Here is a 14,584-nt window from a genome sequence, read left to right as displayed (position 1 = left end):
TTTTTTGCTAGACGGCGTGCGCACGACCAGTCTCAAGAGCCCTGCCGGCCCACGAAGATCGCGCGAAAATCATTGACATTGGTGCCGGTCGGCCCCGTCTCGAACAGATCTCCGAGGGCTGAAAAGGCCGCGTGGCTATCGTTCATGTTCAAGATTTGCCTTGCATCCAGCCGCTGTTCGTTGAGGCGACGGATCGATGAGTCGTCGGCGAATGCGCCGGCATTGGTTTCCGATCCATCAATTCCGTCCGTATCGGCAGCCAGGCAAACGACATCCTCGGTACCATCGATCGCGAGCGCAAAGGCGAGCGCAAATTCACCGTTTCGTCCACCTCTGCCGGGTTCTCCGCGCAACGTCACGGTCGTCTCTCCACCGGAGAGGATGACAACGGGTTTGGAGAATGGCCGGTCTCTGGCCTGAACCTCGCGGGCAATGGCTGCGTGAACAGATGCGACATCGCGTGCTTCGCCTTCGATGCTGTCGGACAAGATGACGGCGTCGATGTCGCGATCCCGCGCCGTCCGGGCGGCCGTCTCCAGCGACAGGCCCGCAGACGCGATAATCCGATGCTCATGGCCCGTGAAAACCGGATCGCCCGGCAGCGGGGCGTCGGCTTGTGCCGAGTTAAAATGCGCAAGAACGGCCTGCGGCAGTTTCAGCCGATATCGATCGATGATCGCGATGGCATCGTCGCGCGTGCTGCCGTCCGGCACGGTTGGTCCCGAAGCGACATGCGCGGGATTGTCTCCTGGAATGTCCGAGACGATCAGTGACACGACCTTGGCTCTGGTTTGCGCGGCGAGGCGCCCGCCTTTGATCGTGGAGAAATGCTTGCGTACGGTATTCATGGCGGAGATGGGCGCGCCGCATGCCAGAAGCTGTTCATTGAGGGCTATTTCGTCTGCGAGCGTGAAACCTTCCGGTGGTGCCGGCAAAAGCGCGGAACCACCTCCGCAGATCAATGCGATGACAAGATCATCGGCTGAAAGGTGTTCGATCTCGGACACAAGCCTTCGAGCGGCCTTGATGCCGGCTTCATCCGGTACCGGGTGGGCCGCTTCGATGATGTCGATATGGCGCGTCTCGCAACCATAACCGTATCGGGTGACAACGGCGCCGGACAGCGGCGCATCCCAGAGATCTTCCAGAGCTCTGGCCATTTGCGCCGCGCCCTTGCCTGCACCGATGACCACTGTCCTGCCCTTCGGTGCGGCAGGCAGGTGCCGAATGAGGCCGGCACGCGGGTCGGCTGCCTTGACCGCGGCGAAAAACAGGTCCCGCAGAAAGGAACGTCTATCCATCTGTGTTCCTCCATAGACCCCCAACGGCGCGCGCAAAAAATCCACGCAAACGCACGCCGAGGGTCATTTCCGTGTTTCAGGGAAAAGTCAGCCGCCCGACAATCTCTCCAGCGTGCGGATGAGGGCGGAGTGATCGCGGTCGCCGTCTCCACACGCAATCGCGGCATTCATCAGTTGCTGTGTCGCGGCTGTATTGGGCAGGGAGAGGTCAAGGGTGCGTGCCGAATCCACGGCAAGCGTCATGTCCTTGCGGTGCAGGCGGATGCGGAAACCCGGGTCGAAGGTGCCCTTGACCATGCGTTCCCCGTGGACTTCCAGAATGCGCGAGGCGGCAAAGCCGCCCATCAGGGCCGCCCGCACCTTCGCTGGGTCGGCACCGGCCCGCTTGGCGAACAACAGGGCTTCCGATACGGCTTCGATCGTCAGGCCGACGATGATCTGGTTGGCGATCTTGGCCGTCTGGCCATCACCGACGCCGCCGACCAGCGTGATGTTCTTTCCCATCACATCGAACAGCGGCCGGGCGCGTTTGAATGCTGTGTCCTTGCCGCCGACCATGATCGTCAATGATGCCGCCTTGGCGCCAACCTCGCCGCCCGAGACCGGTGCGTCGAGATAATCGCAGCCGAGCGCCGCGATCTTCTGCGCAAATTCCTTGGTCGCGACGGGAGAGATCGAACTCATGTCGATCACCAGCTTGCCTTTCGACAGGCCTGATACGACACCATTTTCGCCAAACAGGACCTGGGCCACATCCGGTGTGTCCGGCAGCATCAGGATGATGACGTCGGAGGCTTCCGCGACAGCTTTTGCGGATGATGCCGCGACGCCTCCCTCATCGACGAGATATTGTGCGCTTTCCTTCACGCGGCTGAGCGTGAGCCTGTGTCCGGCGGCAATGAGATTTTCCGCCATCGGGCGTCCCATGACGCCCAGTCCGATGAAACCGATATTCATGTCAAATCCGATCTTGATACTGTTGTCGAGGTAAGGCGGGTTCAAGCCTTCATCCAGCCGAGCCCGTCGGTCGTCGTCGTGCGTGGTTTGTATTCGCAGCCTATCCAGCCGTCATAGCCGAGCCGGTCGAGCTCTCTGAAAATGAAGGGATAATGGATCTCTCCCGTGCCGGGTTCGTTGCGGCCGGGATTGTCGGCAATCTGCACATGGGCAATCCTGTCCTGCAGCCGGGTGAAGGTGGGGATCAGGTCGCCCTGCATGATCTGCATGTGATAAAAATCATACTGGATGTAGAGATTGTCCGAGCCGACCTTTTCCAGCAGTCGTTCGGCATCATCCGTTGTCGAAACGAAGAAGCCGGGAATGTCGCGCAGGTTGATCGGTTCGATCAGAAGCCTGATGCCGGCATCCGCAAAAAGCGGCGCTGCGTATTTCAGGTTGTCTACCAGCACGTTTTCCAATGTCGCGCGATCGACGCCGGCGGGCGCTATGCCCGACAATACGTTGATCCTCGTGCAGCCCAGCGCACCGGCATAATCCAGAGCCAGGGAGACGCCCTTGCGAAACTCGTCGATGCGATCGCGTAGGCAGGCAAGGCCCCGCTCACCACCGGCCCAGTCGCCGGAAGGAACATTGAACAGCGCCTGCTCGAGGCCAGTGTCTTTCAGGACCTCTGCGATCTTTTCCTTCGGTTCGGAATAGGGCCCCAGATATTCGACCGCGCCAAAACCGTCTTTTGCCGCTGCAGCAAAACGATCGAGAAAGGGCAGTTCCTGGTAAAGAAACGAAAGATTGGCGGAAAATTTTGTCAATATAACCTCCTTAGACATGCGCTGGTTCGATCGCCGGCGCGACAAAGCGGTGGCGGTGCATCAGTCGCTTGTCGCGTGGGTCCGGATTGGGGACGGCAGAGATGAGGCTTTTGGTATAGGCCTCCTTTGGCGCCGTGCAGATCTGCTCGGCCTCGCCCAGTTCGACGATCCTGCCCTTGTGCATGACCGCCACCCGGTCGCAGAAATACCGCACGACCGAGATGTCGTGCGAAATGAAGATGAAGCTGAGGTTCAGCCTCTGGCGCAGGTCCAGCAGAAGGTCGAGGATCTGGCTGCGGATCGACACGTCGAGTGCGGCCGTTGCCTCGTCCGCGATGATGATCTTCGGGTCGAGCGCCAGCGCCCGCGCAATGCAGATACGCTGCCGCTGGCCGCCGGAAAACGCGTGCGGGTAACGCTCCATGCCCAATGGATCGAGCCCGACAAGACGCATCAGTTCGGCCACCCGTTCCTCGAGCGCCTTGCCTTTTGCCAGGCCGTTGACGATCAGCGGATCGCCGATGACCTCCTTGACGGTCATGCGCGGATTGAGCGACGCGAATGGATCCTGAAACACAAGGCGAGCGTCGCGATGGAAGGCCCGCAGCCCGTGCTTGTCGAGCCTGGTGACATCGACTTCACTGCCGGGTTCGCGACGATAGACCACCTTTCCTTCGGTCGGCTCGGTGATCCGCAGGATCAGCCGCCCGAGCGTTGTCTTGCCGGATCCGCTTTCCCCGACAATTCCGAGATTTTCGCCCGGATAAAGGTCGAAACTGGCATTATCGACGGCACGCAGCGCCTTGGCTCCGTTGTTCCAGCCGAACACCTTGCTCACGTTGCGAACGGACAGGACCGGTTCAGGCGCGTTTGCCGACAGCGCGGCCGTGGAATCCGCCGCCTTGACATGGCTCGTCAGCTTGACGGTCGAGGCAAGCAACTGGCGCGTATAGGAGTGTTCCGCGTCGTGGAAGATCTTGTCGACCGCTCCCGTCTCGACCACGCGCCCGAAACGCATGACCGCAACCTCATCCGCCACTTCGGCGACGACGCCCATGTCGTGGGTTATCAGCAGCATTGCCATGCCGCGTTCGACCTGCAGGCGCTTGATGAGATCGAGGATCTCCGCCTGTGTCGTCACGTCCAGCGCGGTTGTCGGCTCGTCCGCGATCAGGATGTCCGGGTTCGAGGCCAGTGCCATGGCGATCATCGCGCGCTGACGCATGCCGCCCGAGAACTCGAACGTGTATCGGTCCGCCATCGTGTCCGGGTCGGGGATTTCCACCTGGCTCAGGAGTTCGACCATTCGGGCGCGCGCCGCCTTCTTGTCGAGATCGCTGTGCAGACGGATTGCCTCGATGATCTGTGACCCGATCGTGTGTACCGGTGACAGCGAACTCATCGGCTCCTGGAAAATCAGGCCGATCCGCTTGCCGCGAATTGCACGCATGGCGGCGCCGGTCGGCGCAAGCTTGGTTATGTCGGTGACCTTGGTGCCGTTGCGCAACAGGATGCTGCCATCGACGATACGGCCGGGCTTGTCGACGATCTGCAGGAGCGTGCGGGCCGTCACGCTCTTGCCGGATCCGCTTTCGCCGACAAGGCAGAGCGTCTTGCCGCGCTTGAGCTGGAAATTCACGTTCTGCACGGCGTGCAGGATGTGCGTGCGCAAGGTGAAGTCGATTGACAGGTTTTCAACCGAAAGCACGACGTCTGGGGAAAGATCAGTCATGGACGTCTCCTCAATTGTCGTAGGGATCGGCGGCATCGCGCAGGCCATCCCCGAAGAAGTTGAAGGAAAGGACGGCAAGAACCACGGCAAGCGAGGGCCAGATCAACAGCCATGGTGCGGTTGCGACCGTGCGGATGTTCTGGGCATCCTGCAAAAGCACACCCCAGCTGACCACCGGCGGTTTCAGGCCGATGCCGAGGAAGGAAAGCGAGGTTTCCGCCACGATCATCGTCGGTACCGCCAGCGTCACTACGGCAAGGATGTGACTGGTCAGCGATGGCAGGATATGGCGGAAGATCAGACGCATTTCGCTGGATCCATCGAGCTTCGCCGCCGTGACGAAATCCTCTCCGCGCAGGGATAGAAACCGCCCTCGCACCTCTCGAGCAAGAGAGGTCCACCCCAGCAACGAGACGATGACTGTTATCACCAGATAGACATTCACCGGCGACCATGTCAGCGGGATCGCCGCAGCCAGGCCCAGCCATAGCGGGATCGTCGGCATGGCGCTGATGATTTCGATCACGCGCTGGATGGCTGTATCGACCCAGCCGCCATAAAAGCCCGAAATCGACCCGATCACCACACCAAGAACCAGCGAGACGGCGACCCCGATAAGGCCGATCGACATGGACACGCGTGTTCCGTAGACGAGGCGCGAGAACACGTCGCGGCCGAGACGGTCGGTGCCGAGCAGATACATGGGATCATTGAGATTGTAGGGGCCGATCAGGTGCCGGTCCATGGGGATCAGGCCCCAGAGCTTGTAGGCAGGGCCTTTGACGAAGAGACCAATCGGGATGATCTTGTTCTCATCGACGACAAAGGATCGACGCAGCGCGATCTTGTCGATCTCCACCTTGTAACCCTTGACGTGCAGCTGAAATTCGCTGCTGCCATCGGGTTTGGTCGTGAACAGGGAAATCCCCTGCGGCGGCGCATAGGTATATTGCGGCTTCGAGGTGGCGGGCAGGGCAGGTGCCAGGAACTCCGCGAAGAGAGCTATGAAATACAGGAACAGGATGATGGCGCCGGCCAGCATGGCGACCTTCTGGCGAATGAGCTTGCCGTAGATGAGACGCCATGGGCCAATGGCCGCCGTGGATACGGTCGCCCCCTTCTTCAGCGGGCTGATGGCCGGACCATCGATGTTCGAAGCCGTCGGGCTGAGCGTTATCTGATCGTTCGCGTTCATGATAACCTCCTCAGTTGAACCGGATGCGCGGATCGAGAAGCGCCAGCAGCAGGTCGGAGAGCAGAACCCCGACGAGTGTCAGTGCCGATAGCAGCAGGATGAAACTGCCGGCGAGATACATGTCCTGGGAGACCAGTGCCCGGAACAGGAGCGGGCCGGCGGTCGGCAGGTTCAACACGATCGCGATGATGGTGACACCCGAAACCAGATGCGGCAGCACCCAGCCGATTGCCGAGACGAATGGATTGAGCGCGATCCGCACCGGATATTTCAGGATCACCTTGTATTCCGGCAGGCCCTTGGCGCGCGCCGTTATCACATAGGGTTTGTGCAGCTCGTCGGTGAGGTTTGCCCGCAGGATGCGGATCATTGCCGCGGTGCCGGATGCCCCGATAATGATGATCGGGATCCACAGATGCATCATGAAATCGCCGAGCTTGGCCAATGACCAGGGTGCTTCGGCATATTCCGGTGAGTTGAGCCCGCCGACGCTTTGCCCCAGATACCGATAGGCGACATACATCAGGGTCAGGGCAAGGATGAAGTTGGGAACGGCAAGGCCGATGAAGCCGAGGAAGGTGAAGACGTGATCACCGAACGAACCGCGGCGAACGGCCGAATAGATGCCGATCGGCAGCGCCACGGCCCAGACGAAAATCAGGCTCAGAAGCGAGATCACCAGTGTCGAGCCCATGCGGTTCCAGATCAGGCCGGATACCGGCTGGTTCCATTCGAAGGACCAGCCGAAGTCGCCACGGCTGACAATGCCCCACATCCACTTCAGGTACTGGATGTAGAACGGATCGTCGAAACCGTAGATCTCCTTCAGCCGCTGGATCTGAGCCGGATCGACCGCCTGGCCGCTTTCGCTCATGGTGGCGATCATCGAGGTCAGGTAATCACCCGGCGGCAGCTGAATGATCATGAATGAAATCAGGGACATGCCGAACAGGGTCGGGATCATGTAGAGTAGGCGCTTGCCGATATATCCGAGCATCGCAAATTCTCCTCCCACGGAATTTTCTCTTCAGGTCACGCCCTTCGGCCTCCTCCAAGGCTGAAGGGCGAACCCCATGGATCATGCTTTCCAGCTTACATGCAGAACCTCGAGCCGATCGATGGCAGGCACGGTGCATTCGGCCCGTCCGTCCTTGATGGTGAAGGATGCAGCCCTGTCCGCAACGGTGAGCCACGCCTTCTCCAGCGACTTGCCCTGCGGGATTTCGATGGAGACGGTCTGGGCCGGGAGCGGATAATTGTCGCGGATCGGCCCCTTCATCATCATCGGATTGTTGAGGTTGAACATGCTCACCGCTGTGGAGCCGGCATTGTCGCGAATGGCCAGATCGATAATGCCGGGTCCGGTGACGGTGACGCGTGGTGCCTTGCCGAGCGCCCAGAGCACCGAATTGGCAATCAGCCTGCCATGATCGGCTGCCAGCACCTCCCAGAAGATTTCGCCGATATTCCATGGAATGTAGACGGAGCGGCCGCCCTTTCCGGTTTCGCGGGCGATCACGGCGGCACCCTGCGGCTCTTCACGCGGATAGACTTCTTCCATGGGAAGGTCGGGGAAATCCGGAATATAGAGGAACGGCGTGCGGGCGTCATTGGCCGCGTCGATATGGATGAGGCGCGTGCCGCCCATGATGCGTTCCGCCCCGTCGAACCCGGCATTGACCGGATGGTCGCCCGAGAGGGAAACATAGGTGTTCTTGACGATGCCGCGCGGGCCGGAAACGAAGCTGGCGCCGAACACGTCGGAAAGGCCGAAATCGGAGCGCTTCTTGCCGTTCTCGTCCTTCAGCGAGCTCTCGTAGGAGCCGACCACGCTGCCGCCGCGTTCGACATAGGCGCGGATGGCATCAACCTGGGCATCGGAAAGGCAGGTGGCATTGGCGAGCACCAGAACCTTGAACCGGTCGAGATTTTCGGGCGTGAGAACCTGATCGGAAACGAGTTCGAACGGAATGCGGGCTTCCACGAGTGCATGATAAAAACCGAGATCATGCTTTTCGGCACTGCCCCGTTCTTCCGGCGCCCAGTGTCGCAATGTGGTCGAGGGATCGATCACCGCGATCTCGGCCGTGGGGACCGTTGCCTCGAGAACCGGCTCGACCGCAGCCTGGAGGTGGAAGGAATCGATCACCGGATCGACCCAGCGCTTGTCGGGCACCACACCGTTGAACTTCGTGTACCAGGCATAAAGCCCATGCGCCGTGCCGTCGTTCATCCACAGCTGCATCTCTTCCGGGGTGGTGACGGCATCCTTCCAGCGATATTCCTCTTCCGGGCCGATCGAGGTGATCAGAACCACCGGACGATCCGGGAAAGTGGCGCGGATACGTTTGCCGTTGCGTCCTGCGGACCAGCCGAGTTCCAAACCTTTGCGGCCCTGATGGTCGACAACCAGGAAAGGGCAATGTTTGCGGATCACCGAAAGGTCGAACTCCATCAGCGAGGAGCCGGCCATGTTGGGGATGAAGCTGGCATGCGGGCGGATTGCTTTCACGGTGTCATCCCACTGGGCGATCATGTCGGTGAGGACACGGCGGCGCCATTGCAGCCAGGCCTGCCAGGCCGGGTCATCAGCATTTGCCTGTTTCGGCAGGTCGTGGCCGAACATGTCCTTGAAACGACGTGCGCTATCCTCGCTATAGTCGACACCATGCCCCTGCCAGCGATTGGCAAAGATCGCATCGATATCGTATTTGCGGACGATTTCCTTGACCACTTCCGGCATGAATTCGGTGTTGTAGGAACCGTAGGCATTGGTGATCCAGATATCTGGATAGGCCCAGTGGCGACGCGGTGTGCCATCGGCGTTGATCATCACCCATTCGGGATGAGCCTGCGCTGCATCGTCATGAATGGCATGCGGATCGACGCGTGCCATCACATGCATGTCGAGCCGGCGGGCAGCATCGACGAGCGCGCCGAAAATATCCTTGTCGCCGAGATATTTGGAAACGTAATGGTAGGGGATGTCGCTGGGATAGAAGGCGATGTAACCGCCGGCGCTCAGGCAGACCGCATTGGATTTCGTTCGCTTGAAAACATCGATCCAGAAGGCCGGGTCATAACGTTCCGGATCGTCTTCGACGAAGGTCAGCTGCGACCAGCGCGTTGCCGTCTTGTACCATTCAGGCGTTCTCAGCGTATCGACATTCTGGCGTCTTGCTTCAAGCATCTCATCATCCACTTGTTGTCATAGGAGTAGCTCTCGAGGCCGGCAGTGTTGCCGGCACCCCATGGCGCATGCATATGCGTATGGTCAGACCTTGTAGAACTGCTCCGGCCGCGTCGGACCGGGTGTCGGCCATGGCCAGGAATTCGGCATGGTCATCGAAACGTTCTTCATGTTGTTCTTGACGATGCCGTATCCGTCGGGCGGGAGCGACACGCCGAAGACATAGAAGTTGTCGGCGGCGCCCTGGATGATCTCCTTCATGATCTCCTGCTGGCCTGCCGCATCGCCCATGCTTTTCAGCTTGTCATAGAGGGCGAACTGCCTTTTCGTTTCTTCCGGCGGCTCTTCTGCGCGTGGATTGGAGGGGTCCGTGTACCAGAGCGACCATGCGGGCGCGTAAAACGCGTTGCTGTCCGATGGGAGGTAGTACCGGGGATCGAGCATGGCACCGATGCCGCCGCTGGCGCCGAACTGGTGCACCGTGGCATCGAAATCACGCCCCTGGCGGATGCGGGTTTCCCAGAGTGACCGGTCCATCGTGCGCATCTGGGCATCGATGCCCACGGCCTGGTACATCGGAATGACCAGCTGGAAGAAGTCGAGAAACGCCGTGCGGGCCTGGTCGATCTCGAAGATGATCGAAAGGCGTCGGCCCCTGGCGTCCAGCCGGAAGTTCTGACTGTCTCTTTCGGGCAGGATGGCATCGAGCATGGCATTGGCTTTTTCGATGTCGTAACCGATGAACTGTGTCGCCAGCTGCTCGTTGTAGAGCGGATCGTCCGCGCGGATGGATGGTTGGCCCGGCGTGCCCTGGCTGACGAGAACCGCATCGATAAGGCTCTGGCGATCCAGCGCGAGACTAAGCGCAACGCGAAAATCCTTGTTGCGGAAAAGGGCACGTTTGGTTTCATCGCTGTGATTGAGGTTCAGCATGAACGTCATGACGTTCGCTTCGGTGGAAGTCAGCGCATAAAATTCGAAATTGCCCTGTTCGCGTGCGTCGTAGAGAACGGCCTTGTTGTTCGGCGTGCCGATATACTGGTCCATCATGTCGATTTCGCCCTGCATCGCCTTTAAAAGCAGGACCTGAGGATCGGCAACGACCTGATAGACGATACGGTCCATATAGGGCAGCTGATTGCCCTGCGTGTCCACCTTCCAGTAGAACGGATTGCGCTCGGCAATGGCCCGCTCGGTGTTTTCCCCCGGCGCGACCGAGAAATTCCATGCCGTCAGGGCAGGCTTTTTCGATGAGTTGAGGAAGAAGGTGTTGGCGTCCTGAAGGCCTGACAGGGATTGGAACGCCGCGATCCAGCTTTGAAAACCGCGCGCCTTGGCGGCATCGTCAGCCTGGGGATTGTAGTCGATATGAAACTGTTCCAGATAATGTTTGGGGCAGCGTGTTGTCTGGTCCGTGTCCGCCCATGCAATCTGCAGGGGGAAGAGGCCGTTCGGCTTGGCAAATGTTACCTTGAAGGTCTGCTCATCAATGACCTCGAGTTTTGCAGGCTTACCTTCGGTCTTCCAATGTCCCTGTCCAGTCACCGCGACGCGCTTGTCGGTGAGGATCGTGTCATACCAGAACTTGATGTCGGCCGTGGTGAAGGGCGCGCCGTCGGACCATTTCATGCCCTTGCGCAGACGGATCGTATACTGCGTCGCATCCTCGTTGGCATCGAAGGCTTCGGCGACATTCAGGGTGACACCCGACCAGTCCGGATTGTAGCGGACGAGCGGTTCATAGGCCTGATACCGGAACAGGTGACCAAGCGAACCGCCTCCAACGATCGCGAGATTCCAGTCTCCGCCATAGGTTCCCACATTTTCCGTCGGTTTGATGACCAGCGGGTTGACCGGTAGCCGGTCCTTCGCCGAGGGCAGGGCGCCAGACGATACTTTTTCCTTGAGGCCGTCGGCCTCCCTGTATTCGGCCGCAAGCGCCGGCAATGCCGGCAGGACAAGAACGGCCGATGTGCCGGCCAAGAAGGTCCGGCGATTCAACTTGAACATAAACTCCTCCGTTTGCTCAAGTTTCGTTATGGCTTGTTATTGCCAGTGTAGCGTGACATCGTCATTTTGTTAGGTAAAGTGTTATGTTGATGTTTATGTGATTTTTGTTAGCTTGTTATACCGGTAGCGGGGAGGCGCAGGTATGCCCGAGACAGATCGTGTGACCATTCGTTCCCTTGCGGACGAAATGGGATTGTCGAAATACGCGGTGTCGCGTGCACTCGCCGGCAAAAGCGGCGTGAGCGAGGAAACCCGCAGTCGGATCTGTGCTCTCGCGGCAAGCCTCGGATACAGCAGGCCTATGCCGAGCAATCGCACCCGGGAAGTGGCGGTAGCGTTTTGCGATCTCGACCAGGTCAATGGCGAAACGCATATGCGGATCCAGGGCGGCATTCAGAAGGAAGCCGAGCGCCTCGGCATTGGCGTTCGGATGCGCTGGACGCATGATGTCGATGCGCTTATCGCTTTGGCGCGCAATTGTGATGGCATGCTGCTGATCGGGCATTTCGATCATGCCATGATCGAGGCGGTCGCGAAGCTGCAGGTGCCGTTCGTGCAGCACGGCTGGACGGATCCGCTGCAGCAGATCGATACCGTGCTTGGAACAGACCGGGAAGCCGGGGGTGCTGTCGCGAATTATCTTTTGGACCTCGGTCACCACCATGTCGCCTATGTCTGCGATCTTCCGTCCTATCGCGGCCGGCGCGAGCGCTATCATGGCGCGCGTGCTGTCATGGATATTGCCGAAAATGCGCAACTCGACCTGATCGAATTCGAGCCGGAGGACGGCTTTGACGACGCTTTGCAGCGCAGGATCGCGGCGGGATGTCTGCCGACTGCATTCTTCTGCGCGCATGACGGATTGGCGCTTAATGTCGTCTCCGTTCTTCTGGCCCGCGGTTACAGGATACCCGAGGATCTTACGGTTGTCGGTTTCGGGGATTTTCTGGCGGCCCGGCAGATTTCTCCTTCCCTGACGACGGTTCGGGTGAACGGTGAAGCCATGGGGGCGGCCGCGCTGCAGCTTCTGCTCGAGCGCGTGGCCAGTCCCCGCCGCCCGCACGAGCCGGCCCGCTCCGTGCGGGTCGTGCTCGATATCGTCGAACGCAGATCTTCCGCCCCACGACGCGGCTCGTAACCTTGGACGAACCGTCGGCGTGACCGGCTGTCTGTCGTGGGGCGGTACCGATTTCATCGGCTGTCCGTCAATTCCAGAATGACGACGTCCCGTGCCGGCACCGTCAGTGTGCCATACTCCGCGGTTTTGGAAACCGGCCACAAGACGCGGTTGCCTTGCTGCAGGTCATGCATGCCGGCAAACCGCATGTCTGTCTGCTGATCCTCGCGGGTGGGATTGACGAGCCAGAGATATCCGCTCCTCTCGTTCAGGTGAAGGCGGGCGAATAGGGCAGGATTGGACAGTGTCACATGTCTTTCGAGCCCGCACCAAGTCATCACGTTGACGAAATAGGATGCATTCTCGCCGCCATCCGTCTGAAAATAACCGACCGAAGGATTGCTGCCGACGAGAAGCGTGCGTCCCTGGCCGTAGCGATTTTCGACAATGGCAATCCTCCCGTCGGAAAATCGCCCGAGCTCGCTGCCGGTTGTCGGTTCGTATGACTGGAGGAAGCCGCCGCCGCGCACCTGGGCGCCGCTGAAGTCCATGCGGATCCGGTCGCCGATATCTGGCATGAATTCGACCTCCACCTGGCGTGCACCAAACACCTCGTCCAGTCCCATGTTCGGCTGCATCTGGCCAACCCGGCCGCGATCTCCGAAATAACCCGGGCAGGCTTCGGCAACCAGTGTTCCGCCCTTTTTCACCCAGGCTGCGAGAGCCTGCGCCTGCTGCGATGTGAACATGATCGGATAGGGGAAGTAGAGCGTGTCGTATGCGTCGATGTCATCGATATGGACCCAGTCGGGTTGCCATCCGGCTTCGAGGAAGCCGCGGAAGGCGCCCCACATGGCTTCGCGATAGGGCTTTTCCCTGCGGTCATGGTTGAGGAGGTAGTCCCATTCCTGGGTTTCCCGCACCACGAGGATGCCGATTTCACCACGGACCGGTCGAGCCTTCCAGAGTTCCGACTGTCCCGGGTCATTGGCCCATCTGCCCAGATCGGTCTGCATCTGCGAACGCGTCGTGCGCGCGCCGTCCATGCCGTAGGCACCGAAGGCGCCGAACAACGGGCCATCCAGAAGCGGCCTGAAGCGCAGGTTCATCATGCCGCGCACGCCGCCCGCCATGGACATCATGCTCCAGATGCGGATGTCTTCCGGTTCGGCCACACGGCCGTCCTCCTTGTCGCGGCCGATCACCTGCGGCTGCAGCCACAAGGGGCCTGCCTGCCGTTCCGCATGCCAGAATGGTTTGCCACGCGCAGCGGCGCGATTGATGTCGACGCCGTACCAGGTCTTCCAGGGTTCCGTCCCCTTGCGCGCCTGGATCCAGGTGTAACCGTAGAGTTCCACTTTCGATGCTGCCAGCCAGTCGTCGCAGCCATGCGAAGCCATGTCCGGAATGGCGCCGGAGACGCCATGTGCAGCGATCATGTTGGTTTTGTCGACGGCGCGGATCGTGTCAATGCGCCATTGCATCTGGTCGTAGAAATTGTCCCGTTTGAACTGCAGCCAGTCCAGGCATTCCGGATAGGCTGCTATCTGTGCCGGGGGCTGGATGTCGTTCCATTCCGCGTAGCTATAACGGTACCATGCTTGCGCCAGCGCTTTCAGGTCTCCGTATTTTTCTCTCAGCCAGATCCGGAATGCGGCCCTGGAATACTCACTGTAGTCGAGGTCCTCGGCATAATTGCATTCGTTCCAGATATCGTAGCCAAGGATCGCCGGGTGATCCTTGTAGCGATTGGCAAGGGCGGTCAGGAATTTGCCGGCGACTTCTCGAACTTCGGGGCAGTTGAGCGTCAGGCCGCCGCCGCCATTCTTGGCGAAACCGCCGGTGGCAGTGGAAACCCCCATGTTCAACGTCATCTTTCGACCGTCGGCGGTCAATTGAACGGCATCGGGATATTTGCGCATGGCCCAGTCCGGCATGGACTGGACCAGTTCGGCGATGATGGTCTTCATTCCGTTTTTCGCCGCGAGATCAAGCTGGCGATCGTAGTCGTCCCAGTCATAAACACCCGGAGCCACCTCGATGGCGCTCCACATGAACCAGTGGCGGAAAACATTCAGGCCGTCTTCTCGGGCGGTCGCGTAGTCTTTTTCCCAATGTTCCGTCGGCGGATTCGATTTGCGGAAGTAGACGGCGCCATAGGGAAACTGGAATTCGCTGGAGAGCATCAAGGCATCCTTTCACGTGAATATCGGACATGGTCGAACGTCGCCGTTCGCGCCCGTGACGCCGAACGGAGGTAAAAACTGAGC

At 59.9% G+C, this 14,584-nt stretch carries 10 protein-coding genes; 1 reads left to right on the top strand and 9 read right to left on the bottom strand.

Features of this window, described 5'->3' with window-relative positions; translation table 11 throughout:
- Positions 1-32: 32 nt before the first annotated feature.
- From BM216_RS00700 to BM216_RS00665, 8 genes are all read right to left on the bottom strand, one after another.
- Positions 33-1,301 (bottom strand): glycerate kinase type-2 family protein, encoded by a 1,269-nt coding sequence (locus BM216_RS00700; protein WP_092993425.1) that lies wholly within the window; start codon positions 1,299-1,301, stop codon positions 33-35.
- A gap of 87 nt (positions 1,302-1,388) precedes the next feature.
- On the bottom strand, positions 1,389-2,258 hold the full coding sequence (locus BM216_RS00695; RefSeq protein WP_092994965.1) for a 2-hydroxy-3-oxopropionate reductase: 870 nt from the start codon (positions 2,256-2,258) through the stop codon (positions 1,389-1,391).
- 41 nt (positions 2,259-2,299) lie between these two features.
- Positions 2,300-3,070, bottom strand: coding sequence for a 2-oxo-tetronate isomerase (gene otnI, locus BM216_RS00690; protein ID WP_092993423.1), 771 nt, complete (start codon positions 3,068-3,070; stop codon positions 2,300-2,302).
- Positions 3,071-3,080: 10 nt separating this feature from the next.
- Positions 3,081-4,802: a dipeptide ABC transporter ATP-binding protein gene (locus BM216_RS00685; RefSeq protein WP_092993420.1), complete on the bottom strand. Its 1,722-nt coding sequence runs from the start codon at positions 4,800-4,802 to the stop codon at positions 3,081-3,083.
- A 10-nt stretch (positions 4,803-4,812) separates the two neighbouring features.
- Entirely contained in the window at positions 4,813-5,997 is a 1,185-nt protein-coding gene (locus BM216_RS00680) for an ABC transporter permease (protein WP_092993417.1), read from the bottom strand.
- 10 nt (positions 5,998-6,007) lie between these two features.
- The gene (locus tag BM216_RS00675) at positions 6,008-6,994 is read right to left on the bottom strand and encodes an ABC transporter permease (RefSeq protein ID WP_092993414.1); all 987 of its coding nucleotides are present in this window, start codon (positions 6,992-6,994) and stop codon (positions 6,008-6,010) included.
- 81 nt (positions 6,995-7,075) lie between these two features.
- Positions 7,076-9,187 (bottom strand): alpha-amylase family protein, encoded by a 2,112-nt coding sequence (locus BM216_RS00670; protein ID WP_092993411.1) that lies wholly within the window; start codon positions 9,185-9,187, stop codon positions 7,076-7,078.
- 84 nt (positions 9,188-9,271) lie between these two features.
- The gene (locus tag BM216_RS00665) at positions 9,272-11,197 is read right to left on the bottom strand and encodes an ABC transporter substrate-binding protein (RefSeq protein ID WP_092993408.1); all 1,926 of its coding nucleotides are present in this window, start codon (positions 11,195-11,197) and stop codon (positions 9,272-9,274) included.
- Between the two features lie 142 nt (positions 11,198-11,339).
- Here BM216_RS00665 and BM216_RS00660 point away from each other — a divergent pair, with 142 nt between their 5' ends.
- Complete coding sequence (locus tag BM216_RS00660; protein WP_092993405.1) at positions 11,340-12,335, top strand: LacI family DNA-binding transcriptional regulator; 996 nt, start codon at positions 11,340-11,342, stop codon at positions 12,333-12,335.
- A 53-nt stretch (positions 12,336-12,388) separates the two neighbouring features.
- Here the strand turns inward: BM216_RS00660 and BM216_RS00655 are convergent, their stop codons facing one another.
- The gene (locus BM216_RS00655) at positions 12,389-14,500 is read right to left on the bottom strand and encodes a beta-galactosidase (protein WP_092993402.1); all 2,112 of its coding nucleotides are present in this window, start codon (positions 14,498-14,500) and stop codon (positions 12,389-12,391) included.
- Positions 14,501-14,584 lie beyond the last annotated feature (84 nt).

The organism is Rhizobium sp. NFR07 (assembly GCF_900111905.1).
Taxonomy (GTDB): Bacteria; Pseudomonadota; Alphaproteobacteria; order Rhizobiales; family Rhizobiaceae; genus Neorhizobium.
The sequence above is the reverse complement of the archived record's forward strand: the minus strand, read 5'-3'. Positions and strand labels throughout refer to the sequence as shown.

Coding starts and splice junctions, on each gene's coding strand:
- BM216_RS00700 (WP_092993425.1), bottom strand. CDS start 1,301: ATGGATAGACGTTCCTTTCTGCGGGACCTGTTTTTCGCCGCGGTCAAG.
- BM216_RS00695 (WP_092994965.1), bottom strand. CDS start 2,258: ATGAATATCGGTTTCATCGGACTGGGCGTCATGGGACGCCCGATGGCG.
- BM216_RS00685 (WP_092993420.1), bottom strand. CDS start 4,802: ATGACTGATCTTTCCCCAGACGTCGTGCTTTCGGTTGAAAACCTGTCA.
- BM216_RS00680 (WP_092993417.1), bottom strand. CDS start 5,997: ATGAACGCGAACGATCAGATAACGCTCAGCCCGACGGCTTCGAACATC.
- BM216_RS00675 (WP_092993414.1), bottom strand. CDS start 6,994: ATGCTCGGATATATCGGCAAGCGCCTACTCTACATGATCCCGACCCTG.
- BM216_RS00670 (WP_092993411.1), bottom strand. CDS start 9,187: ATGCTTGAAGCAAGACGCCAGAATGTCGATACGCTGAGAACGCCTGAA.
- BM216_RS00665 (WP_092993408.1), bottom strand. CDS start 11,197: ATGTTCAAGTTGAATCGCCGGACCTTCTTGGCCGGCACATCGGCCGTT.
- BM216_RS00660 (WP_092993405.1), top strand. CDS start 11,340: ATGCCCGAGACAGATCGTGTGACCATTCGTTCCCTTGCGGACGAAATG.
- BM216_RS00655 (WP_092993402.1), bottom strand. CDS start 14,500: ATGCTCTCCAGCGAATTCCAGTTTCCCTATGGCGCCGTCTACTTCCGC.